This is a genomic window from Oryzomicrobium sp., assembly GCF_036820405.1.
GTDB lineage: Bacteria > Pseudomonadota > Gammaproteobacteria > Burkholderiales > Rhodocyclaceae > Oryzomicrobium.
Window position 1 is genome coordinate 1 of sequence record NZ_DAISLS010000012.1, and the last position, 22,389, is coordinate 22,389.

Consider the following 22,389-nt stretch of genomic DNA (forward strand, 5'->3'; position numbering starts at 1 on the left):
TCCCGTTTCATCTTCCACCTTAACAAGGTGTCAGCGAAACCGGCTGCAGCCCAATGATGGGTAGTCGCTGTAGGTTTTACTGCAAGCACCAGGAACAACCTGGTGCTGTTGTGATGAGGATTTAGCTAACCGCATTCCTCAAGATTTCGCGCTGTTGCTTGGTGAATCGTTTCAAGATTTCGTCAAAGTTTGATTCCACGAAATCATCTACAGCAAGCATCAAATGGTGTTTCTCTTTTTCTCCAAGTAAAACAGTTCCATTTTTTTCTTTATCAAAAGCTGCAACCACATCAATGTATTGCATCGTGAATACAAGTGTTTTTACTTTTTGCTTTTGTGGATGAGGCACTGCCTTGAGTTGTCGGATGGCATCTTTAACCAAATCCAACTCTAGTAATTCATCAAAGGTAAAGTGGCCTTCTGGTACGTTTGCGCATGTAAATGTTTTCATATCAAATCCTTTCAATCGGTTGTCTATTTTATTTTTGACCCTCCTACAAAGTAGGCGGTTGATGGGTAGTCGCTTTAAATTTTTTATTTCGTCGCTGTATTGTGGAAGTGATTATGATCCTACTTAGGAATTTCGAAAACGTGGGGAAAGGTTGGGTCTGGAAGTCTGGGGTTGGGTCGTAAAAAAAAGCACCTGTAGGTGCTTGATAAAAAATCGCCGTAGCAAATTTTTTCTATTAATTTCTTAATGGGTTGAATATATCTTTGCTAGTGTGTTTTGTCTTTCTCTTTGCTGTGTAATTAGTTATTTGTATTCTATATAAGGTGTGCTTCGATATATTTTTTAAAAACTAAGAAGGCATGCCGAGGCCCTAGCGCTTTTGAATTAAAGCGACTCCTGACATACCTTCAAAAATTCAGTTCTAAGAAGGGTGTAAGATGTTTAAGGCACTTACACTTCGTGGTTTTCTTTCGGCTCTCTTAAAAGCCTGCCCCAAGGAGTTCACATGTATCTCATGTGGCATCCACTAGCAACCATCATCAGAACTTGGATTTCTTCTCTGATAACAATCACTGCCTTGGCCTTTTGCTAAGGGGCGCCCAACTGCGATTCGCTTTGAGTCAGTTTCTCGCGCAAATGAGGGTGGTGAATCTCTTCATCACTGTGGATGTTATTGGGTTCTAATACTCAACCAGGTTGCAATGTTCATTGGCCTTATCCCCCACACGGTTTGCCAATACATCAACTGAATGAAATCTATCAGTGATGATATCTATCTGCTCCATCGTCGCTGTAAATGGGTTGAGCTTTCTGCTTTAGTGAACCATGCTTTTTTAGTCACATCCAAAACTGATCGCATACCTTTCAGATATTTCTATCTGACTTCTGCTAAGCAACTTCACGCAAAACTGAGTCCAGAGGTTTCACTGTGACATATAGCTATCAAGTTGCCTTTGCTACCAAAGCAACACAATTAAGAGATTAGTTATTTGAAGTGATATTGACTTTTAAAAATATACGTCTTAATATTGATTTGTGTTTTGGTGATATACATCTATTAAATTTTTTCAGGAATGTCAAGATTGATAGATTGAAAAGTATATCGTTAGGTTTCGGGTGGTGCTGGCTTAACAAAAAACAAAAAGGCTAGTCGCAATGACTAGCCTTTTTGTTTGGTGTGAAGGAATTTATTTCACACGAAATTGTTCAATGTCTCCACCAGCATCAAGGATTTCTTTCACCCAATCAGGCTTACGACCACGGACAGCACCGGACCAAGTTTGATCACCATTCTTGTACATCACAGTAGTTTCCTTGGCTGCTGCCTTCTTAGCACCTTTTTTGGGTGCAGATGCAAAACCAAGTTGTTCAGCGGTCAAGCCGTATTCAGCAATCTTGGCTTTGATGTCAGTAATGACCGTTTCAAGCTCTTTGGCTTTTACTTGTTCAGCTTGTTCTTGAAGCTTCTTGATCTGTGCTTGCAGTTCTGCATAGGTACTCATGTTCTGTCCTTTAGTTGGTTTGCTGGTCATGGTGGTGAGGTAAGTGTAAAAAAAATCTGGAATTAATTCCTGTCGCCATAATAGACATTAGTTACTGCTGATGAACTATGCCCTGCAAGCATCATGATTTCTTCTTCACTGAGTGCTTGACCACTACGAAGCTTGGCAAATACACCTGCGAGGCGATCTGGCATGTTCTGAATAGTCTGTTCTACAGTCTGAGGTGATACACCCATTTCTTTTGCAATCTGGAAGTTGTTCAAAGCTTTTTGCCTAATCAACTTCGTCAGTGCAGTTCGGCGGGTATCGTGAAAATGAAGCCTTGTATCTGGATCATCATACATCCCCAGCGCCTTCAAGGCATCAACCCAATATTGCCTGAAATTCCAGCTTGTAAGTTTGAAGATGGGGCCTTTAGCTAACCTGTTCTTCAGCAGCCATGCACGGAATTCTTCATCATCTGGGATCAGAATGTCCCTTGGTTTGCCATTCTTTGTCTTCGGAATGAAGATGGACCAGATGTTGAAGTTCACATTCTCCCATTGAGCACCTAGAACTTCACTCTTTCGCGCACCAGATTCCAAGCAAGTGACAAACACAAAGTAGGGTTCTGGATTGCTCTTCAGCTTCATCCACTCTGCAATCTGTACTGCCTCTTCTTCAGAGAGAACCCGTTTTCTTCCAAGGTAGGGCTTAGGCTTTTCACCCTTTGGCAACATCTTTACAGGATTCATCAAGCCACTTGGGAATAAGTCAGGATAGAGCTTATAGACCTTTTCAAAGGCTGAACTGATGGTTGAAATCTCACGAAGAATTGTGTTGTTCTTGATGCCTGTAGCTTTCCTTGATTCCATGTAGGCAATCAGCAACCAGAAATCCACCGTATCAATTTTGAAGTCACCAAAGGGAATGTGATCCTTGTTGAACACCTTGTTCATCATGGCATCAACAATGGTGTTCTGATAACGGTAGTTATCAATCTTGGCGCCAATGTCTTTGAAGTAGACAGGAATGGAAGGAATAGCTGAAAGACAACGGTTGTGATTGGTCTTGAACGATGACTCAGAATGCTTGCTCATGAACTTCTCAAAGTAGTCTTTGAGAAGGGTTCTCATGTTGGGCATCTCCATTTGATATTTCATATCAAAAATGAGATTCTGCGGAACACCTGAGTCAATCCGCTTCAGTTCCTGCTCTTCAAAAGAACGGGCTGTGCTTTCATCATCAAAGACCTTGTTGATGTTTTCACCACCTTTGCGGATCTGGACTCGCCAGCGGGTAACAGACACCTTGCGGCCTGTTTCCCTGTTTAGAACCTTGTACTTGAATGAGTAGACGGACACTTTGAGCCCCCAGATTGCACAATCAAAAACCGTGGTGCAAAAAATTGTGCATCAGAAGCGGTGTTTTGTGCAAAAAATCCGCTCTAGGCCACGGCAACCTATTGTTTTACAACGGGTCCATAGCACTATATCGAGCTTCAACAAGGGTCAGAAGGACGCCTTCTTGCCCTGCGTGGAATCGGGCACCGTCACCTTCGTCGGCGCCACCACCGAGAACCCGTCCTTCGAGGTCAATTCGGCCCTGCTCTCCCGGGCCTCGGTGTATGTGCTGCAATCCCTCACCGCCGAGGAAATGGGCCAGTTGTTCGCCCGGGCCCGGGAAAAGGCTTTCCCCGAGCTGACCTTCGACGAGCAGGCCCAGGAGCGGCTGATCGGCGTGGCCGACGGCGACGCCCGCAAGCTGCTCAACCTGCTGGAGCAGATCCGCACCGCCGCCCGCACGGCCAAGACCACCACGGTGGACGGCGACTTCATCAACGCCGCCCTGGCCCAGCAGCTGCGCCGCTTCGACAAGGGCGGCGAGGCCTTCTACGACCAGATTTCGGCCCTGCACAAGTCGGTGCGCGGCTCCAACCCGGACGCCGCCCTGTACTGGCTGGTGCGCATGCTCGACGGCGGCGCCGACCCGCGCTACCTGTCGCGCCGGCTGATCCGCATGGCCTGGGAGGACATCGGCCTGGCCGACCCCCGCGCCGCCGAGATCGCCACCACCGCCGCCGACACCTTTGAACGCCTCGGCTCCCCCGAGGGCGAACTGGCCCTGGCCCAGGCGGTGATCTACCTGGCCGTGGCGGCCAAGAGCAACGCCGGCTACATGGCCTACAACCAGGCCCGGGCCTTCGTGCAGTGCGACGTGTCCCGGCCGGTGCCGATCCACCTGCGCAACGCCCCGACCAAGCTGATGAAGGAACTGGGCTACGGCAAGGAATACCGTTACGCCCACGACGAGCCCAACGCCTACGCCGCCGGCGAAACCTACCTGCCCGACGGCATGGCCGAGCCCGGCTGGTACCAGCCCGTGCCCCGGGGCATGGAAGCCAAGATCGGCGAAAAGCTGGCCTGGCTGCGGGGGCTGGACGATGAAGCGCGGCAAGAGGCCCGGGCTGCCGAGCGGGGCCGGCGCGGCGGTGGGGCGAATGCCGCGAATGCTGCCAGCGCCGCCAATGCCCCCACCCCCGGCGTGGCCCCGGCCACCAAGCCCGTGGCGCCCGCCAAACCGCCCAAGCCGCAAAGAGAGGATTGAGGCTGGCGGGCCGGTGATACATGAATTTTTTTAATGTTTCCCGTGGGTAGGGTCACCAAGGTCTAATATTGGCATTGGCGCGGACCTTGGGTTTTGGCTGCGCCTGAAACATTAATTTTCTTCATGTATCACCGGGCGGGCGCTTGATTGCGTGGCCGATGATCGGCGCCCTAGATGGCTCCCCTGCGGCAATCCAGCGGTAGCGGGAGCCCGGCGTGGCAGTGGTTGCCGCAATGCCACGATGCCGCAGCACCGCAGCACCGCAGCACCGGTGCACCGGCAGGCCGGGCCAGCGTAGCGCGCTCGCGGCGCAGCTCCCATGGGGGGGAGGGCGCTTTACCTACGGCCCGTCCCGCCACGTAGCGACACGATGAGGCCATGACGCCCGCCGGCCGGCCCCGCGCTCTCGCCGTTGCACCCGGAGCCGCCGCCACGGCAGCGGCCCCCATAGCCTCCGCGTCCCGCGAAGCCGCCTTCTTCTCGGCTTATAATCCGGGCATTACGCAACTTCGCGCCGAATATTGCGCCGACTCCTGCGCCACGCCGGCCCGCCGGGTCGGCGTGGCCTTTCATTTTCAGCCCACACCGCCATGCTCGACATCCAACTGCTCCGCTCCAACCTCGATCTCGTCAAGGCCCGTCTGGCCACCCGCGGCAAGGCCGTGGACCTGTCCGAATTCGCCGCCCTGGAAGCCGAGCGCAAGTCGCTCCAGGCCCGCACCCAGGAATTGCAGGCGGCGCGCAACAGCCTGTCCAAACAGATCGGCATGTTGAAGGGCAAGGGCGAGGACGCCTCTGCGGTGATGGCCGAGGTGGGCAAGATGGCCGACGAGCTGAAGGCGTCCGAGGCTCGCCTCAACGAGCTGCTGCCCAAGCTCGAAGCCATCGTCGCCGCCCTGCCCAACCTGCCCGCCGAGTCGGTGCCCGAGGGCAAGGACGAGGCCGCCAACGTGGAGATCAAGCGCTGGGGCACCCCGCGCAGCTTCGATTTCGAGGTGAAGGACCACGTGGCCGTGGGCGAGGCCCTGGGCGGCCTGGACTTCGAGCGGGCGGTGAAGATCACCGGCAGCCGCTTCACCCTGATGACGGGCGGCGTCGCCCGCCTGCACCGGGCTCTCGCCCAGTTCATGCTCGATACCCACACCCGGGACCACGGCTACACCGAGGTCTATGCCCCCTACCTGGTGAACGGCGACAGCCTGTACGGCACGGGCCAGCTGCCCAAGTTCGAGGAAGACCTGTTCAAGATTCCGTCCGCCAGCGGTTCCGACGGCCAGGCCGAGGGCGCCGGCCGGGATTACTACCTGATCCCCACCGCCGAGGTGCCCCTGACCAACACGGTGCGCGACGAGATCGTCGCCACCGACGCCCTGCCCATCAAGCTGGTCAGCCACACCCCCTGCTTCCGCTCCGAGGCCGGTTCCTACGGCCGCGACACCCGGGGCATGATCCGCCAGCACCAGTTCGACAAGGTGGAGCTGGTGCACATCGTGACCCCGGAAACGTCCGAGCAGGCCCACGAGGAACTGACCCGCCACGCCGAGACCATCCTGGAAAAGCTGGAACTGCCCTACCGCCGCATCGTGCTGTGCACCGGCGACATGGGCTTTTCCGCCGCCAAGACCTACGACCTGGAAGTGTGGCTGCCGGCCCAGGGCACCTACCGGGAGATTTCCTCCTGCTCCAACTGCGAGGCCTTCCAGGCCCGGCGCATGAAGGCCCGTTTCCGCAACGCCCAGGGCAAGCCGGAACTGCTGCACACCCTGAACGGCTCCGGCCTGGCGGTGGGCCGCACCCTGGTGGCGATCCTGGAGAACTACCAACAGGCCGACGGCTCGGTGACCGTGCCCAAGGCCCTGGTGCCCTACATGGGCGGCGTCGAAGTGCTGACCCCGGCTGCCGCCTAAGTCTGAGTTGGTGGCGGCGTGGCGCCTGCATCGGCGATGCGGGCGTCCGCCGCCTCCCCCGAAAAACCCGCCGCGAGGCGGGTTTTTTGTTGCCTGCGACTTGGTGGCAGCGGGGTAGGGCTGCGGGGGTAGGGCAGGGGGCTTGGGAGGTGGGTGGCTGGCGTTGCTTGTGGGGCGTGGTGCGGACCAGGGGCGGAGGCGAAACCGGGCCGGTTGTCGCGCCGCCGTTCCCCGGGCCGAAATGGCGACCTCTCAGGGCGACGACTGGAGGCGACGTCTGGGCCCGTGCCTAGCGTTGCAGCACCCAGGCGGTCCAGCGGGCTACCGGGCCTTCCACCACCCGGGCCACGCCGCTGGGCAGGTCCAGGGGCTTGAGCAGCATGCGGGCGGCCATGGTCACCGGGTATTGCTGCTTCATCTGCCGCACCAGCCGGGCGCGCAGGGCGTGGAGGCGGGCTGGGTCGGCGCTGCCGTCGCGCACCGCGAAAACGTGGCGCAGGGCGCATTCCGCATCGTCCTGGCGGGCTTCCACCAGGCGCCGCCGCAGGGCGCCCAGCACCGCCAGGCGGCCGGTCGGCTGGCGGGCGCTGAATTTGCGGAAGTAGCGGTAGAAGTGCTTGTAGTGGCCGATCTCCTCGGCCCGGATGCGGGCGGCGATGCCCGCCAGTACCGGCTCGTCGGTCTGGGCGGCGAGGGCCTGGTAGTAGGTGGAGGTGCCGGTTTCCACCACGCAGCGGGCCACCATCTCCAGGCCGTGGGTGGGTTCGAATTCCTCCACCGTGCAGTGTTGCGAATAGTCGGCGTAGAAGGCGGCGTAGGCCCGGGGCCAGTCGAAGTCGGGCCACACGTGGTTCACATAGGCGCGCAGGGCGCGGCCGTGGCGCACCTCTTCGACCTGCCAGTGGGCTTCCAGCCAGCCGCGCACCTCCGCATCGTCGGCGAAAGTCTGGACCAGGTTGGCGGTGTACAGCTCGGCGGCGATCTCGATGAACGAGGCGGCGGCCACCAGGTAGAACAAATCCTCCCGGTCCCGCACCCGGGCCAGGTCCACGTCCTGCAAGGGGATGTTGTCCAGGGTCCAGCCGTCCCCGTCCGTTCTGTGCGCCTGCATGGCCCGCTCTCCTGCCGCCGTTCCTTCATTTCACGATAGATTCGTTTCGGTCCGGCGGCCAGGGTGGGGCGGGCGTGCCCCGGGGGTTCAGGCCCGGCCGGTCTTGCCGCCCCGGCCGCCCTTCTTGGGCGGGGCCAGGGGGACGTAGGCGGGGGCGTGGCGTTGCAGGATGTCGTAGAACATGCGCACGTTTTCCACCAGGATCACCGCCTCGCCGCCCCGGGCGCGGCCGGACTTGAGGCGGCTGTAGTACTGGGGCCGGGAGAGCAGGGGCAGCACCTTCTTCATCTCGAACCACTGGTCCGGGTCGGCCCCGGTGGAGGGGGCGATGGCCCGGGCGCCGTTCATGTGGCCCAGGCCCAGGTTGTAGGCGGCCAGGGCCATCCAGGTGCGGTCCGGCTCCTTCACTTCGGGGGGCAACTGGTCGCGCAGGTCGGCCAGGTAGCGGCTGCCGGCGCGGATGCTCTCGCTGGCGTCGAGGCGGTTCTTCACCCCCAGGTGGTCGGCGGTGTCCTCGGTGAGCATCATCATGCCGCGCACCCCGGTGGGGCTGGTGGCGAGGGGATTCCACTTCGATTCCTGGTAGGCCAGGGCCGCCAGCAGGCGCCAGTCGATGCCGGTGATGATCTGACCGCGCTTGAATTCCTGCTCGTAGTCCGGCAGCAGGCTGTGGACCGCTTCCAGGTAGCTGATCACGTCGTTGCGGTCCAGCCGGCGGATGTGGCCGAAGTAGCGGTCGATCAGCCGGGCCAGGGTGCCGTCGCGCAGGCTCTCGTCGAGAAAGGCGTTGGCCCGGGCCAGCAGGTCCGGGTCTCCGTCGGCGGGGAACAGCCAGGAGACGGGCTTTTCGCCCCCCACCTCCAGGGTGGTCTGCAAGGTGGGGTAGAAGTTGCTCGCCACCTCCATCACCCGGGAGTCGGTCAGGGCGTACTCGATGCGCTGGTCGGACACCGCCTCCACCAGGTCGAATTCGTCCCAGGACTTGTGTTCGATGATGGTGGGGGGCGGCTCGACGCCGGTGAGGGCCTTGAGCCGGTCGGCGTGCTTGGAGCCTTCGACCACGTGGATGGTCTTGCCCGCCAGATCGGACAGCTCGGCGAGGGGCAGGGAGGCGTCGTTCTGCACGATCACCTGCCGGTTCTTGCCGTAGGGCGTGGCCTGGACGAAGGAGTCGGCATCAAGGTCGCGCAGGGGCAGCCAGCCGGCACCGAAATGGGCTTCGCCGCTCTTGAGCTTTTCGTAGAGCTCCTGGTCGCTCTGGGCGATGACCAGGCGCAGGGGCTTGCCGATGCTGGCGGCGAACTGCTCCACCAGGTCGGATTCGAAACCCCGGCTACCGATCCGCTCCGCCTGCTGATCCCGCTCGTGGGTGGTCAGCCGGTCCCGGATCACCACCACCAGCGCGTCGCTTTCCGTGAGCCGCGGCGGCGCGTGGTCGCCACAGGACACCACCCCCGCCGCCAGGGCAGCCGCGAGCAGCGCACGCGCAAGGCGGGCGAGGCGCGACAGCCAGGTGGGGCGGACGGCGGGGCAGACCCCGAGGGGCATACCCCCAGTCCGGTAGAGGTGGCTCGGCATGGAGCGGCGTCTCCTCCGGGAGGGAAGTACGGGGGGCAGGGAAGGCGCCATAATACCAGCCCCGTTTTTTTCACCCGCCGGACCCCCGCCGGGGGATGCGCGCCGGGGGCGCTTAGGCTATACTGCGCAGCCTTCCGGTACGCCGCAGCGCGGCCGGGAACACTGCCCCCGGGGTCCTCCGGGTTCGGCAGCGCGGAGAGGTACCGAAGTGGTCATAACGGCGCCGACTCGAAATCGGATGGTCAGGGAAACCTGGCACAAGGGTTCGAATCCCTTCCTCTCCGCCACTCCCTGCTTCCCATTCCCCTGTTTTTCTTCTTCCCGGCTTTTTCAGCCCGGGCTGCTGCGCGCATTCGCGACGCCAGTGTCACCGCCGCCAGTGTCACTGCCTTTTCTTGCGGCGCGATGACCGCCGCTTTCCCGCGTGCGTCCCACCCCACGGGCCCCGGGGCGGAGGCGGGAGGGGGGCTCAGTCTTGGCCCAGCCCCGCCGCCAGGGTGGCGGCGATGCGCGAGGCGTAGTCGCGGCGGTAGAGCACGATCACCACTATCACCGTCGAGAACAGGAACAGCCAAGGGCTGACCACCCAGGTGAGGGCCGTCAGGCCGAAGTAATAGGCGCGGATGCCCCGGTTGAATTCGTCGCCGGCCAGGGAATTGACCTCCGCCAGGCGGCGGGCGTCCTGTTCGCGCTTGGTCGGGTCGCCGGAGCCGGAAGGGGAGGGGGCGGCGCCGAGCAGGATCGATAGCAGGTTGAACTGGCGCAGGGACCAGGTGAACTTGAAGTAGGCCACCACGAACACGCCGAAGAGCAGCAGCAGCTTGAATTCGAGCAGGTCCCGGGAGGTGTGGGCGGCGAAGGGCAGGTCGGCGGTGAAGGTGATCAGCTTGTCCAGGGTGCCGAGCACGGCGAACAGGCCGGCGATGATGTAGATGGTGGTGTTGGCGTAGAACGAGACGCTGGTCTGCAGGTTGCCGATCAGGCTGGCGTCCATGATGCGCACTTCGCGGGTGAGCAGCTGGCGCGCCCAGAGCAGACGGTACTGGTGGCCCAGGCCGACCAGCCCTTCCCGGGCGCGGCGGCCGTATTCGGAATAGAAGGTGTAGCCGAACCAGGCGGTGACGAAGGCGAGCAGGGCGAGCCAGTCGGGCCAGCCGATCTCGGCGAGCAGGCTTTTGAGCATGGCCCCTCCAGGGCGGAAACGGCCGGCGATTCTGCCACATTTCGCCGGCGGGCCGGGGCGGGAGCCCGAGGGTTCAGGCGGCCAACTGGGGATGACCGGGGACGGGGCCACCGCTCAGAAGCGGGTCGGCGTGCAGGCGGCTGCGGGCCGAGACGTGGCGGGCGAGAAAATCCATCTGGTCGGCCAGGATGTGGCGGTTGCACAGGATCAGGAATTCCGCCCGATTGGGCACGTAGGGGGCGTAGAGCAGCTGCATGCGGGCCTGTTCCGGGGTCCGCCCGCCCTTCTTCTGGTTGCAGGGGCGACAGGCGGTGACCACGTTCATCCACACGTCGCGGCCCCCCTGGGACACGGGGGTGATGTGATCCCGGGTGAGGCGGAAGGCCGAGCCCTGGTGGCCGCAGTAGGCGCAGATGTGGCGGTCGCGGCGGAACAACTCCCGGTTGTTCAACGGGGGCACCTGGGAAAAGTCCAGGTGGCCCCGGGCCTGGCCGCGCACGGCGATGATACTGTTGGCGGTGATGTGGGAGCGTTCCCCGGTGCGCCGGCAGATGCCGCCGTGAAAAGTGAAGTCGTTATCGCCGGCCACCCAGGCCACCAGGTTGCGGGCATAGTAGAAGCAGGCGGTCTGCCAGTGCAGCCAGCGCTGGGGCACGCCGTTCTGGTCGAGGGCCAGAATCAGGGGGAGGCTGCCCGCCGGGTCGCTGTCGGCGGGAGGGGCGGGGAGGAAGGGGTCCATGATGGCAGTCGTCGCGGTTTGGAATGCGGTGCCTGGCCGGTCGAAAAGGCCGGGTGGCCCATGTTGACGTTTGTTAGACCGATAAACGGCCCCGCCGTTTCCCAAAATCCCATTGGCAAGCGTCTGGCCCTGGCCTTGAGCGCTTCCCTGATCCTCCACGCCTGGGTACTGCTGGCCCCGGCGCAACTGCCGACGGCAACTGCCACCGCGCCCCTCCAGGCCCGCCTGGAGCGCACAGGGGCGGCGTCCGGCGGCGACGGGAAGGCGGCGGAAGCACCCATGCCGGCGGCCATGCCCGAAAAGCCGCGCCATGCGCAACCGGTGCCGCCGGCCCATGCTTCTTCTACTCCGCCAAGCCCCAGGCGGGATGCGCTCCCCGTTCCCACGCCTCTGGCGCAAGCGGTCGCGCCAGCCGTTGCATCGGCACCATCTGCGCCGGCCGCTGCCGTGCCCAAGTCCGGTGAAACGGTAGGCCGGGCGGACGAGGCGGCGGGGCATCCCTCCGCTGTCGGTGGCCCGACGGCAAGGGGGGAGCCGAATCCTGGTGGAAATGCCGGTGGAACTTCTGCTGCGAATGCCGCTGTAAATGCCGCGCTAAATGCCGGCGGGGGAGGCGGCGAGGCGCCGCCGCCGGATGCGCTGCGAGCCTACACCATCGCCCTCGGGGCGTCGGCCAGCCGCCTGCGCCGCTATCCGCCCCTGGCCCGGGAGCGGGGCTGGGAGGGGCGGGTGGAGGTGGCGGTCACCCTGCTGCCGGGCCTGGCCGTGCCCCGGGTCGGCCTGCGTCGGGGTTGCGGCCACGAACTGCTCGACGAGCAGGCCCTGGAAATCGTGCGCGGGGCGGTGGCGGCGGTGCCGCTGCCCGAGGCCCTGCGCGGGCGCAGCGCCGCGGTGCGGCTGCCGATCGAGTTTTCCCTGGCCGGGGAGTGAGCGGGGCGGCCTTGCCGTTCGGCCGCGCTGTGCCGGGCCGGGCGTGGTGCCCGGTTGTCCGGCGCTATGCAATCCGGTATGCGGTTAAAGGAATTCCGGCGGCGGGGGCGGCAGGTCGCAGGAGTGCAGGCCGAAGGCGCCGCGCTTGCGGTCGGCCAGGTAGGCTTCGAGGCAGAAGCGCACGCTGCGGAAGGCCAGTTCGGCCCAGGGAATCTCGTCCTCGGCGAACAGGGCCGTCTCCAGGCTTTCCTCGCCGGGGGCGAAGCGGCCATCGCGCAGGTGGCCCCGGTAGAAGAGGTGCACCTGGTGGATGTGGGGCACGTTTACCAGGGCGAACAGGGACAGGTCGGCGCCCTGCGCTTCGGTGGCTGCCGCCGCCGCGCCGGGAGCGCCCACCACCACGGCACAGGCTTCCTCCCAGGTTTCCCGGGCGGCGGCCTGGGCGGTGGTTTCGCCGTTCTCCATGAAGCCGGCGGGCAGGGTCCATTTGCCGTGGCGCGGTTCGATGGCGCGGCGGCAGAGCAGGATGCGGCCTTCCCATTCGGCCACGCAGCCGGCCACGATCTTGGGATTCTGGTAGTGGATGGCGCCGCAGTTGTCGCAGACGTGGCGGGGCAGCCGGTCGCCCTCGGGAATGCGCAGCGAAACGGGGGCGCCGCAGTGGGAACAGAAATTCATGGCGGAAAGGCGGGGGAGTGGAATGCCCGGCGCCGGGGCCGGGGTTCCAGTGTAGCGGAGTTCGCTGCCGCTTTGCCGGCGGTCCGGGGGGCGGATTCAGCGGATTTCGTCACGTTTTTGCCATATTGGCGCGGCCATTCTTGCCGCCGCCGTGAAATATATGATGGCCGGTTTTGCCGCCCGCCCCGGGCTCCAGATAGAATGTTGCCATTCATTGCAGCCCGTCCGTGGCCGCCCGCTCGAACTTCACTCCGGCACCCACCGAGATCGGGGCCGCGTCAGGGGATTCCATGTTTTTGATCATCGGCTATGTTGTCGTCCTTGGCTCCGTGCTGGGCGGGTTCATGCTCGCCGGCGGTCACCTGGGCGCACTGGTCCAACCCACCGAGCTGATCATCATTGCCGGCGCCGCCGGCGGCGCCTTCTTCGTCGCCAACCCGCCCAAGTCGATCAAGGCGGTGTTCAAGGCCCTGCCCTCCGCCTTCAAGGGCTCCCGCTACACCAAGGCCCTGTACATGGACCTGCTGGCGCTGCTGTTCGAACTGCTCGCCAAGGTGCGCAAGGAAGGCCTGATGTCCATCGAGGCCGACGTGGAGAACCCGGAGCAGAGCCCGATCTTCACCAAGTACCCGAGCATCAGCGGCGACCACCATGCGGTGGAGTTCCTGACCGACTACCTGCGCATGATGGTGGGGGGCAACCTGAACGCCTTCGAGATCGAAAACCTGATGGACAACGAGATCGAAACCCACCACCACGAGGCCGAGGTGCCCGTGGCCGCCATCAACCGCCTGGCCGACGGCATGCCGGCCTTCGGTATCGTGGCCTGCGTGATGGGCGTGGTGCACACCATGGAATCGGTGGGCATCCCCCCCGCCGAGCTGGGCAAGCTGATCGCCGCGGCCCTGGTGGGTACCTTCCTCGGTATTCTGCTGGCCTACGGCTTCATCGGCCCGGTGGCCAGCCTGCTCGAACAGAAGGCCAGCGAAGAGACCAAGATGTACCAGTGCATGAAGGTGGTGCTGCTGGCCTCCATGTCGGGCTATGCCCCTCAGGTGGCGATCGAGTTCGGCCGCAAGGTGCTGTTCTCCAGCGAACGTCCGACCTTCCGCGAGCTGGAAGACGAGATCAAGGCCCGCAAGGGCAAGTAAGGCGGGCCGAGGACTATCACGGTGAGCGACGACTCCCAGCGCCCGATTATCGTCAAGCGCATCAAGAAGGGTGGCCACGGCCACCACGGTGGTGCGTGGAAGATCGCCTATGCCGACTTCGTGACGGCGATGATGGCCTTCTTTCTTTTGATGTGGCTGCTCGGCTCCACCGCCAAGGGGGATTTCGAGGGCATTTCCGAATACTTCAAGACGCCCCTCAAGGTGGCCCTCTACGGCGGCGACAACGGCACCGGCGATTCGTCGTCGGTGGTCAAGGGCGGCGGCAAGGATCTGACCCGTTCCGCAGGCCAGGTGAAGAAGGGCGAGATCGAGGCCAAGAGCAAGTCCTTCACCACCAAGGAGGCCGCCCTGGAGTTCGAGCGCAAGGAAAGGGCCATCCTGGGTGAATTGAAGAACCGCATCGAGGAGGTGATCGACAAGACGCCGACCCTCAAGCAGTTCAAGAGCCAGTTGCTGCTCGACATCACCAGCGAGGGCCTGCGCATCCAGATCGTGGACGAGCAGAACCGGCCGATGTTCGACCTCTCCAGCGCGGACCTGAAACCCTACACCCGGGACCTGCTGCGCGAGATCGCCAAGATTCTGGAGCAGGTACCGAACAAGGTGAGCATTTCCGGCCACACCGACGCGGCCCAGTATTCCGGCGGCGCCCGGGGCTTTTCCAACTGGGAGCTATCGTCGATGCGCGCCAATGCCTGCCGTCGCGAACTGGTGAACGGCGGCATGAACGACAGCAAGGTGCTGCGGGTGGTGGGCATGTCGTCTACCGTCATGTTCGACAAGAACGATCCCCTCAACCCGGTGAACCGCCGCATCAGCATCGTTGTCCTGAACAAGAAGACCGAAGAAGCCTTCCTGCGCGAGGGCGATCCCGAGGCCGACGCGCCGGCCGTGCCGGCCGAAAGCCTGGTCGGCGGCGCCCAGGAAGGGCGCTGACTTTCGCGGCGGGGCGCCTCGGCGCCCCGGGAGTTTCGGCAGCAACCACGGCGTCCTGCCAGGTCAGGGGAGGGGCGCCTGTCATGAGGTATTGTCCCGGCCATGTCCGATAGCAAAAAGCCGCCGCCCGGCGGCATCCATCCCCCGGGGAGCCTCGCTCGCCCCCTGTCGTCCCCGTCGCCGACTCCGCTTCGGCCTTCTCCTACCGGCACCGTGCCACGCCCGGTGTCGGGCGGCGCCCCGGCGACACCGGCACGTCCGGCCGCGCCCCCGGGGCGCTCTGGTCTAGCACCAACGGTTCCGGCGACGCCCGCCCGCCCGTTGAGCGGAGCAGCCGGTACGCTTTCCTCCCTTCTGCCGTCCCGGACCGAGGGAGCCTCGCCGGTGCGGGAGTTCGAATTCACCCCGGCGGATTTTGAGCGCATCCGCAAGCTCATCCACCAGTACGCCGGCATCTCCCTGTCGCCGATCAAGCAGGACATGGTCTATTCGCGCCTGGCGCGGCGCCTGCGTGCCACCGGCAAGCGCACCTTCGCCGATTACCTGGCGATCCTGGAGAGCGGCGACCGGGCGGAGTGGGAGCGTTTCGTCAATTCGCTCACCACCAACCTCACCTCGTTCTTCCGCGAGCCGCACCATTTCCCCATCCTGGCCGACCACCTGCGCAAGATCGGCACCGGCCGGCCGATCAAGATTTGGTGCAGCGCCGCTTCCACCGGTGAGGAGCCGTACTCCATCGCCATGACGGTGATGGAAACCTTCGGCACTGCCGACGTGCCGGTGTCGATCCTGGCCACCGACCTGGATACCAACGTGCTGGCCACGGCCCAGAAGGGGGTGTATCCGGCCGACCGGGTGGACAAGATGTCGCCCGAGCGCATCAAGCGCTTCTTCCTCAAGGGCACCGGCAGCCAGGAAGGGCAACTGTGCGTGCGTCCGGAGCTGCGCAAGCTGGTCAGCTTCCAGCGCATCAACCTGCTCGAGCCCAACTGGCCGGTGAAGGGCCCTCTGGATGCCCTGTTCTGCCGCAACGTGATGATCTATTTCGACAAGCCGACCCAGTACCAGATCTTGTCCCGCTTCGCCCCCCTGATGCATCCGGACGGCCTGCTCTTCGCCGGCCATTCTGAAAGCTTTCTGCACGCCGCCGACCTGTTCCGCTCCCTGGGCAAGACGGTCTACGAATTGGCGCGGCGTCCGGCGTGATGCCCATGGAGGGCCAGTTTCCCGCCCGTGCCGCGCCGGCTTCCGGGGCTGACCGGCCATGGCGATGACCCGCGTCCTGGTGGTCGACGATTCCCTGGTCATGCGGCGCCTGCTCTCTGACCTGATCGCCGCGCCAGATTTGGAGGTGGTGGGCAGCGCCGCCGATGCCCAGTCCGCCCAGGGGCGCATCAAGCTCCTGGCCCCTGACGTGGTGACCCTGGACGTGGCCATGCCCGGCACCGACGGCCTGGTCTTTCTCGAACGCCTGATGCGCCTCTCCCCGCTGCCGGTGGTGGTGGTCTCGTCCCTGGCCGGCGAAGGGTCGGATGTCCAGCTGAAGGCTCTGGAGCTGGGGGCGGTGGACGTCATTGGCAAGCCCCACCAGGAAGGCGGAAGCTTTGCCGCCTACGCTGCCGAGTTACAGGACAAGATCCGCGCCGCCAAGGGCGCCCGGCCGAAGCGCCCGGCCGGGGCGGGAGGGGCTGCGGTGGGGGCGTCCGCGCCGGCGCCGGTACGCCCCGTCCTCGGCGCGGGCAGCGGCAAGGTGCTGTTCGTCGGCGCCTCCACCGGCGGCACCGAAGCGATCAAGGCCTTTCTTTCCGGCATGCCGGCGGATTGCCCGCCGACCCTGGTGGTGCAGCACATGCCCGAAACCTTCACCGGCTCCTTCGCCCGCCGGCTGGACAGCCTGTGCGCCCCCCGGGTGGTGGAATCCCAGGGCGACGAGCGGCTCGAACCTGGGATTGTCTTCATCGCCCCGGGGCACTCCCACCTGCTGGTCAAGCGCATCCCGGCCGGGCTGGTCACCGAACTGTCCAAGGCGCCGCCCATGAACCGGCACCGTCCTTCGGTAGACGTGCTGTTTTCTTCCGCCGCCGAGGTGGTGGGGCGCAATGCCGTCGGCGTGATCCTCACCGGCATGGGCAAGGACGGCGCCCAGGGGCTGCTCGCCATGCGCCGCGCCGGCGCCCACACCTATGGCCAGGACGAAGCGTCCTGCGTGGTCTATGGCATGCCCCGGGAAGCGGCGGTCCTGGGGGCGGTGGAGGAGGTTGCCAGCCTGGGCGAGCTGTCCCGGCGAGTGCTGGCCGGGCTGCATCGTGTGTGATTTCGTGTGATTTGGCACGGTCGGCAGCGGCCTGACGCGATGCCGGGCAGCATTCCCGGTTCCACCGAAGGCGCCGCCGCAAGTATCATGGAATAACCCATAAGCGTGGCCGCCCTGCCCGATGCCGGGCGGTCCGGATAAGCGATGATCGGCCGGCTTGCCGGCACCGACTGGCGGAGGAGTGATTCGATGAAAATTGGGGCGAAGATTTCCCTTGCGCTCGTGTTCGCGGTTCTCCTGGCGCTTGGCGGAGGCTATGCACTGGGGCAGGCGGGCGCCGCCCAGGCGCTCTGGCTGGGGGCGGCGGCGGTGCTGGCGGTGCTGGCCTGGGGCGGCGGGGCCGTGCTGGCCCGGTCCCTGCTGGCGCCGGTGCGTGCCTTGCAACAGACCCTGGAAAAAACCTATGCCGATGGGGACTTGACCCGCCGTGCCCCCACCGACGGCCCTGCCGACCTGGCCGCCGCCGCCCAGGCCTACAACCGCTTGGTGGGCAGCATCCAGACCATCATCGGCAAGGTCTTCTTCAATTCCCGGGAAGTGGGGCGGGCGGCGCGCCAGCTGGTGGGCGAGGCCAACCAGGTGGCCGGCGGCTCGGCCCGTCAGCACGATGCCGCCCAGGCTTCCGCTGCCTCGATGAATGTGCTGTCGGAGCGCTTGGGCGAGGTCAGCGCCAAGGCCGGCGAAACGGCTGAGATCGCCGAGACCGCCACCGCCCTGTCGGCCGAAGGGGAGGGGATCGTGGCCGAGGCGGCCCAAGAGATGGGGCGGATCGCCGCCTCGGTGGACCAGTCGGCCCAGGTGCTCCAGGCCCTGGGTGAGCGCTCCGAGGCCATTTCCGGCATCGTCCGCACCATCCGCGAGATCGCTGATCAGACCAACCTGCTGGCGCTCAATGCCGCCATCGAGGCTGCCCGGGCCGGCGAGGCGGGCCGCGGCTTCGCCGTGGTGGCCGACGAGGTGCGCAAGCTGGCCGAGCGCACGTCCCTGGCCACCGGCGAGATCACTGGGGTGATCGGTGCGATCCAGACCGAGACCCGTTCGGCCATCGGCAGCATCGGCGCGGGGTCGGCCCAGGCCGTGCAGGGCGCGGCCCTGGCCCGGCAGGCGGCGGAAGCCCTGGCCCGGATCAACGCCGGCGCCCGGGATACCCAGGACAAGGTGCGCGCCATTGCCGCCACCATCGACGACCAGAGCCGCAGCGGGCAGGAGATCGCCGCCCATGTCAGCGAGATCATGTCCATGGTCGAGGCCAACAGCGCCTCGTCCGACGCGGCGCTGCGCGAAGCCCGCCATCTTGAATACCTGTCCGCCAACCTGAACGAGATCGGCGACGTGTTCCGCCTGGGCGAGGCCGGCGACCGGGCCCTGTCCATCCATTCCGGCATGCCCGGTGTGGTGGAGCAGGCGGCGCGGGCCGTTTCCGAAGTCTTTTCCCAGGCCGTGGCCCGGGGCAAGGTCGGGGCGGACGATCTGTTCGACGGACAGTACCAGCCGATTTCCGGCACCAAGCCGCAAAAATTCTCGACCCGCTTCGACGCCTTTGCTGACGGCGTGTTGCCCGCCGTCCAGGAGCCCTTGCTCCAGCGGCACCCGGAAATCGTCTATGCCATCGCCTGCGACGCCCGGGGTTACGTACCGACCCATAATCAGCGTTTTTCCCAGCCGCTCACCGGGGACGAAAAGAAGGATTTCGTCGGCAACCGCACCAAGCGCATCTTCGACGATCCCGTGGGCAAGCGCTGCGGCGCCCATACCCAGCCTTTCCTGCTACAGACCTACCGGCGCGACACGGGGGAGATCATGCATGACATTTCGGCCCCGGTTTACGTCGATGGCCGGCACTGGGGAGGGTTCCGCATCGGCTACAGAACGGAAGGATGAGGCCGTTCATACAGAATGACAAAAATTACGTGTATGCTCTGATTGAGCGGCATTTCGTCCGAATCCGTTAAAATTCGCCGCCCGCGCACCACTGAATTTCCGATTCAGAAGATCCCGCGGCCTGGGAGAAACAATGTCTGAACTGCTGAAGAGCATCGACGCCCGGACCAAACTGGCCGGCACCAACAAACTGGAAATCCTCCTGTTCACCTTGGGACAGGATGCCCGCAACGGCCGCAAGGAAACGTTCGGCATCAACGTCTTCAAGGTGCGGGAAGTGATGCGCACGCCGCCGATCACCTCGGCACCGGAAATGCCGGCGTCGGTCGAGGGCATGGTCAGCCTGCGCGGCGCCCTGGTGCCGGTGGTGGACCTGGCCAAGTATGCCGGCGTCCAGACCGAGTCGCCCCGGGACATCATGATCGTCACCGAGTACAACGGCCACACCCAGGGCTTCCTGGTCGAAGCCGTCGATACCATCCTGCGCCTGGACTGGAGCCAGATGCGGGTGCCCCCGGAAATGCTGGTGGCCGAGATGGGCGGCCTGGTCACCGCCGTGACCGAGCTGCGCGACAACCGGCTGGTGATGATGATGGACGTGGAGAAGGTGCTTTCCGAGACCTCCCGCTACGACGACGAATTCCAGTTCCGCACGATCCGCCCGATCGACCGGCCCGACTGTACCGTGCTCTTCGCCGACGACTCCATCGTCGCCCGCAAGCAGATTCAGCGCACCCTCGACGCCATGGGCGTGCGCTACGTGGCGGCCATCAACGGCCGCCAAGCTCTCTCCGAACTGGAGAAGCTGGCCACCTACGCCCAGGGCCAGGGCAAGCCGACCAGCGATGTGGTGAGCCTGGTGCTCACCGATATCGAGATGCCTGAACTGGACGGCTACATGCTGACCAAGCAGATCAAGACCGATCCGCGCTTCGCCAACATTCCAGTGATCATGCATTCGTCCCTGTCCGGTATGTCCAACCAGAAGCTCGGCCTGTCGGTCGGCGTTGACGAATACGTGGCCAAGTTCGAACCGCAGCGTCTGGCCGAAACCCTGGCCCGGCGCCTGGGGGCATCTCTGCCCGTCGAGGCGGAATAAGGTTCGCAGGGGACGATGACGATGAATCTTGCTGACAAGAAAAACCTGCTGGAAAGCGTGGATGCCCGCACCAAGCTGGCCGGCTCCAATCAGATGGAAATCCTGCTGTTTTCCCTGGGCACCCGGGAAACCTTCGGGATCAACGTGTTCAAGGTACGCGAAGTGGGGCGAACCCCCCACATCACCAGAACTCCCAACATGCCCCGCGGCGTGGAAGGCCTGATCTCCCTGCGCGGCAATGTCATTCCCGTGCTGTCCCTGTCCTCCTTCCTGCAACTGGACGGCGAGGCGCCGGCCATCGGCAAGTCGATGATGGTGGCCGAATACAGCCGCCGCACCCTGGGCTTCCTGGTGGACGAGGTGGATCGTATCATCCGGGTGGACTGGGAAAAGGTGAAGGCGCCCGAATCGGTGCTGGTCGCCAACCAGGGCCTCATTTCCGCCGTCATCGAGCTCGAAGGCGGCCACCTGGTATCGATCCTCGATGTGGAGCAGATCCTGGCCAACGCCTTCGGCGAGGCCGTGGTGGTGGACATCGCCCCGGCCAGCGTCGAGGAGGACACTACCGTCTTCTTCGCCGACGATTCCATCGTCGCCCGCAAGAAGATCGCTGAGGTGCTCGACAAGCTCGGCGTCAAGCACAAGCATGCCACCAACGGCGCCGAGGCCCTGTCACGGCTCCAGGCCATCGCCGCCCACTGCCAGCAGATCCACAAGTCGGTGCGCGACGAGATTCGCCTGATCCTGGTGGATGCCGAAATGCCGGAAATGGACGGCTACGTCCTGACCAAGAACATCAAGGCCGACCCCCGCTTCGACGGGGTGCCGGTGGTGATGCACTCCTCCCTGTCGTCCGAAGCCAACCGCGCCATGGGCAAGGCGGTGGGTGTCGATGCCTACGTGGGGAAATTCGACGCCGAAATCCTGGCCGATACCCTGCGCCCCCTCGTGGAACGTTGATTCCTTCCCCCTCAGAGACACCCGCTAAGAATTAGAACCGGAGTCACGCCATGCCCGATCCCAAGATGAAATTCCTGGTGGTGGACGACTTTTCGACCATGCGTCGAATCGTCCGCAACCTGCTCAAGGAGCTAGGCTTCACCAACGTCGACGAAGCCGAGGACGGCGCGATCGCCCTGCAAAAACTCCAGGCTGGCGGCATCGATTTCGTCGTCACCGACTGGAACATGCCGAACATGGATGGACTTACCCTGCTGCAGACCATCCGCGCCACACCGACGCTGAAACACCTGCCGGTGCTGATGATCACCGCCGAGGCCAAGCGCGAGAACATCATCGCAGCGGCCCAGGCCGGCGCGAGCGGTTATATTGTCAAACCGTTCACGTCGGCGGTGTTGAGCGAAAAGCTGCAGAAGATTTTTGAAAAGATGGGGGTCTGATTGATGAGCAATCCGGCCAATTTTGGGGAGGCGGGCGACAGCGCAGAGCTGGAGGCCCTGTTCGACAGCATCTCCTCGACCCTCCCGCAGGAAGCGCCCGCCGCACCTGCCCCGGCGCCTGCGCCAGCACCCGCCGCGCCTGCCAGCGCGGGAGCGGCCGGGGATTCCGACGAGCTTCAAGCCCTGTTCGACTCGGTGGCCGGCACCAGCGTGCCGGCTGCCGAGCCGGAAGTCGCCAGCACCGTGGAGGCCCTGCGCGAAGTGCCCCGCGCCCTGATCGTGGCGGCCGGTGCCGGCGAATCCTGGCCTGGCCAGGATCGGGTGTTCAACCGCATCGGCCAGATGGCCCGGCAGTTGCACGACACCCTGCGCGAACTGGGTTACGACAAGCTGCTCGAAAACACCATGTCGGCGCTGCCCGATGCCAAGGACCGGCTGGCCTACGTGGCCAACCTGACCGAGCAGGCCGCCTGCCGCGTGCTTAACGCCACCGACATCGCCAAGCCGATCCAGGACGAGCTCCAGACCAGCGCCGAAACGCTGGGCGGGCGCTGGGACAAGGTCTACGCCAACCAGATGTCGGTCGAGGAGTTCAAGGCCCTGGCGGCGGAAACCCGGGACTTCCTCAAGACCCAGGTGCCCCAGAAGGCCAGCGCCACCAACGACCAGTTGATGGAAATCATGATGGCCCAGGATTTCCAGGATCTCACCGGCCAGGTCATCAAGAAGATCGTCAGCCTCTCCCAGGATCTGGAAGAGGGGCTGATGAAGGTGCTGGTGGAGGCGATGCCCGAGGCGCGGCGCAGCGACGCGGTGGATTCGCTGCTCAACGGCCCGGTGATCAATCCCGAAGGGCGTACCGACGTGGTCGGCAGCCAGCAGCAGGTGGACGACCTGCTGGAAAGCCTTGGTTTCTAGGAGC

The 22,389-nt window shown here is 63.6% G+C and carries 19 protein-coding genes, 1 tRNA gene and 1 pseudogene; 13 read left to right on the plus strand and 8 right to left on the minus strand.

Annotation, left to right across the window (positions count from 1 at the left end; genetic code table 11):
- Window positions 1-121: 121 nt before the first annotated feature.
- The 3 genes from V7Z98_RS12595 to V7Z98_RS12605 form a co-directional block, all read right to left on the minus strand.
- The gene (locus V7Z98_RS12595; RefSeq protein ID WP_334158366.1) at window positions 122-451 is read right to left on the minus strand and encodes a hypothetical protein; all 330 of its coding nucleotides are present in this window, start codon (window positions 449-451) and stop codon (window positions 122-124) included.
- A gap of 1,187 nt (window positions 452-1,638) precedes the next feature.
- Window positions 1,639-1,953 (minus strand): H-NS histone family protein, encoded by a 315-nt coding sequence (locus V7Z98_RS12600; protein ID WP_334158367.1) that lies wholly within the window; start codon window positions 1,951-1,953, stop codon window positions 1,639-1,641.
- Window positions 1,954-2,015: 62 nt separating this feature from the next.
- Window positions 2,016-3,242, minus strand: a complete 1,227-nt coding sequence (locus tag V7Z98_RS12605; RefSeq protein WP_334158369.1) for a tyrosine-type recombinase/integrase — start codon at window positions 3,240-3,242, stop codon at window positions 2,016-2,018.
- Between the two features lie 124 nt (window positions 3,243-3,366).
- On the opposite strand from V7Z98_RS12605, the pseudogene V7Z98_RS12610 reads away from it, so the two are divergent.
- A pseudogene (locus V7Z98_RS12610) lies at window positions 3,367-4,539 on the plus strand (replication-associated recombination protein A); the annotation flags it as partial.
- 590 nt (window positions 4,540-5,129) lie between these two features.
- Window positions 5,130-6,446 carry a serine--tRNA ligase gene (gene serS / locus V7Z98_RS12615; protein WP_334158370.1) on the plus strand — a complete coding sequence of 439 codons (1,317 nt, stop codon included), beginning with the start codon at window positions 5,130-5,132 and terminating at the stop codon, window positions 6,444-6,446.
- A 289-nt stretch (window positions 6,447-6,735) separates the two neighbouring features.
- On the opposite strand, the gene V7Z98_RS12620 is transcribed toward serS, so the two are convergent.
- Window positions 6,736-7,557: a ferritin-like domain-containing protein gene (locus tag V7Z98_RS12620; RefSeq protein ID WP_334158371.1), complete on the minus strand. Its 822-nt coding sequence runs from the start codon at window positions 7,555-7,557 to the stop codon at window positions 6,736-6,738.
- An 87-nt stretch (window positions 7,558-7,644) separates the two neighbouring features.
- Window positions 7,645-9,105: a membrane-bound lytic murein transglycosylase MltF gene (gene mltF, locus V7Z98_RS12625; protein WP_334158372.1), complete on the minus strand. Its 1,461-nt coding sequence runs from the start codon at window positions 9,103-9,105 to the stop codon at window positions 7,645-7,647.
- Window positions 9,106-9,329: 224 nt separating this feature from the next.
- Here mltF and V7Z98_RS12630 point away from each other — a divergent pair.
- Window positions 9,330-9,422: transfer RNA gene (locus tag V7Z98_RS12630), tRNA-Ser, on the plus strand.
- Window positions 9,423-9,604: 182 nt separating this feature from the next.
- Here V7Z98_RS12630 and V7Z98_RS12635 read toward each other — a convergent pair.
- Both V7Z98_RS12635 and V7Z98_RS12640 read right to left on the minus strand, forming a co-directional pair.
- Complete coding sequence (locus V7Z98_RS12635; protein WP_293259924.1) at window positions 9,605-10,318, minus strand: DUF599 domain-containing protein; 714 nt, start codon at window positions 10,316-10,318, stop codon at window positions 9,605-9,607.
- 73 nt (window positions 10,319-10,391) lie between these two features.
- Window positions 10,392-11,057: an HNH endonuclease gene (locus V7Z98_RS12640; protein WP_293259927.1), complete on the minus strand. Its 666-nt coding sequence runs from the start codon at window positions 11,055-11,057 to the stop codon at window positions 10,392-10,394.
- 447 nt (window positions 11,058-11,504) lie between these two features.
- Between V7Z98_RS12640 and V7Z98_RS12645 the strand changes: the two genes are divergently transcribed.
- The gene (locus V7Z98_RS12645; RefSeq protein ID WP_334158373.1) at window positions 11,505-11,987 is read left to right on the plus strand and encodes a TonB family protein; all 483 of its coding nucleotides are present in this window, start codon (window positions 11,505-11,507) and stop codon (window positions 11,985-11,987) included.
- Window positions 11,988-12,071: 84 nt separating this feature from the next.
- On the opposite strand, the gene V7Z98_RS12650 is transcribed toward V7Z98_RS12645, so the two are convergent.
- The gene (locus tag V7Z98_RS12650; protein ID WP_293259933.1) at window positions 12,072-12,665 is read right to left on the minus strand and encodes an NUDIX hydrolase; all 594 of its coding nucleotides are present in this window, start codon (window positions 12,663-12,665) and stop codon (window positions 12,072-12,074) included.
- 290 nt (window positions 12,666-12,955) lie between these two features.
- Between V7Z98_RS12650 and motA the strand changes: the two genes are divergently transcribed.
- From motA to cheZ, 9 genes are all read left to right on the plus strand, one after another.
- Window positions 12,956-13,816 (plus strand): flagellar motor stator protein MotA, encoded by an 861-nt coding sequence (gene motA, locus V7Z98_RS12655; protein WP_293259936.1) that lies wholly within the window; start codon window positions 12,956-12,958, stop codon window positions 13,814-13,816.
- A 21-nt stretch (window positions 13,817-13,837) separates the two neighbouring features.
- Window positions 13,838-14,773 carry a flagellar motor protein MotB gene (gene motB, locus V7Z98_RS12660; RefSeq protein WP_293259939.1) on the plus strand — a complete coding sequence of 312 codons (936 nt, stop codon included), beginning with the start codon at window positions 13,838-13,840 and terminating at the stop codon, window positions 14,771-14,773.
- A 384-nt stretch (window positions 14,774-15,157) separates the two neighbouring features.
- Window positions 15,158-15,979: a CheR family methyltransferase gene (locus V7Z98_RS12665; RefSeq protein ID WP_334158374.1), complete on the plus strand. Its 822-nt coding sequence runs from the start codon at window positions 15,158-15,160 to the stop codon at window positions 15,977-15,979.
- 58 nt (window positions 15,980-16,037) lie between these two features.
- On the plus strand, window positions 16,038-17,087 hold the full coding sequence (locus V7Z98_RS12670; RefSeq protein WP_442951843.1) for a protein-glutamate methylesterase/protein-glutamine glutaminase: 1,050 nt from the start codon (window positions 16,038-16,040) through the stop codon (window positions 17,085-17,087).
- Between the two features lie 222 nt (window positions 17,088-17,309).
- On the plus strand, window positions 17,310-18,968 hold the full coding sequence (locus V7Z98_RS12675; RefSeq protein ID WP_334158375.1) for a methyl-accepting chemotaxis protein: 1,659 nt from the start codon (window positions 17,310-17,312) through the stop codon (window positions 18,966-18,968).
- 133 nt (window positions 18,969-19,101) lie between these two features.
- Window positions 19,102-20,067 carry a chemotaxis protein gene (locus V7Z98_RS12680; RefSeq protein ID WP_293259945.1) on the plus strand — a complete coding sequence of 322 codons (966 nt, stop codon included), beginning with the start codon at window positions 19,102-19,104 and terminating at the stop codon, window positions 20,065-20,067.
- 21 nt (window positions 20,068-20,088) lie between these two features.
- The gene (locus tag V7Z98_RS12685; protein ID WP_293260322.1) at window positions 20,089-21,027 is read left to right on the plus strand and encodes a chemotaxis protein; all 939 of its coding nucleotides are present in this window, start codon (window positions 20,089-20,091) and stop codon (window positions 21,025-21,027) included.
- 50 nt (window positions 21,028-21,077) lie between these two features.
- On the plus strand, window positions 21,078-21,467 hold the full coding sequence (cheY, locus tag V7Z98_RS12690; RefSeq protein WP_293259948.1) for a chemotaxis response regulator CheY: 390 nt from the start codon (window positions 21,078-21,080) through the stop codon (window positions 21,465-21,467).
- 3 nt (window positions 21,468-21,470) lie between these two features.
- Window positions 21,471-22,385: a protein phosphatase CheZ gene (gene cheZ / locus V7Z98_RS12695; RefSeq protein ID WP_293259951.1), complete on the plus strand. Its 915-nt coding sequence runs from the start codon at window positions 21,471-21,473 to the stop codon at window positions 22,383-22,385.
- Window positions 22,386-22,389 lie beyond the last annotated feature (4 nt).

Bases quoted from the DNA above. Each gene is read 5' to 3' on its own strand.
- V7Z98_RS12595 (WP_334158366.1), bottom strand. From the start codon at position 451: ATGAAAACATTTACATGCGCAAACGTACCAGAAGGCCACTTTACCTTT.
- V7Z98_RS12600 (WP_334158367.1), bottom strand. From the start codon at position 1,953: ATGAGTACCTATGCAGAACTGCAAGCACAGATCAAGAAGCTTCAAGAA.
- serS (WP_334158370.1), top strand. From the start codon at position 5,130: ATGCTCGACATCCAACTGCTCCGCTCCAACCTCGATCTCGTCAAGGCC.
- V7Z98_RS12620 (WP_334158371.1), bottom strand. From the start codon at position 7,557: ATGCAGGCGCACAGAACGGACGGGGACGGCTGGACCCTGGACAACATC.
- mltF (WP_334158372.1), bottom strand. From the start codon at position 9,105: ATGCCCCTCGGGGTCTGCCCCGCCGTCCGCCCCACCTGGCTGTCGCGC.
- V7Z98_RS12635 (WP_293259924.1), bottom strand. From the start codon at position 10,318: ATGCTCAAAAGCCTGCTCGCCGAGATCGGCTGGCCCGACTGGCTCGCC.
- V7Z98_RS12640 (WP_293259927.1), bottom strand. From the start codon at position 11,057: ATGGACCCCTTCCTCCCCGCCCCTCCCGCCGACAGCGACCCGGCGGGC.
- V7Z98_RS12650 (WP_293259933.1), bottom strand. From the start codon at position 12,665: ATGAATTTCTGTTCCCACTGCGGCGCCCCCGTTTCGCTGCGCATTCCC.
- motA (WP_293259936.1), top strand. From the start codon at position 12,956: ATGTTTTTGATCATCGGCTATGTTGTCGTCCTTGGCTCCGTGCTGGGC.
- V7Z98_RS12670 (WP_442951843.1), top strand. From the start codon at position 16,038: ATGGCGATGACCCGCGTCCTGGTGGTCGACGATTCCCTGGTCATGCGG.
- V7Z98_RS12680 (WP_293259945.1), top strand. From the start codon at position 19,102: ATGTCTGAACTGCTGAAGAGCATCGACGCCCGGACCAAACTGGCCGGC.
- V7Z98_RS12685 (WP_293260322.1), top strand. From the start codon at position 20,089: ATGAATCTTGCTGACAAGAAAAACCTGCTGGAAAGCGTGGATGCCCGC.
- cheY (WP_293259948.1), top strand. From the start codon at position 21,078: ATGCCCGATCCCAAGATGAAATTCCTGGTGGTGGACGACTTTTCGACC.
- cheZ (WP_293259951.1), top strand. From the start codon at position 21,471: ATGAGCAATCCGGCCAATTTTGGGGAGGCGGGCGACAGCGCAGAGCTG.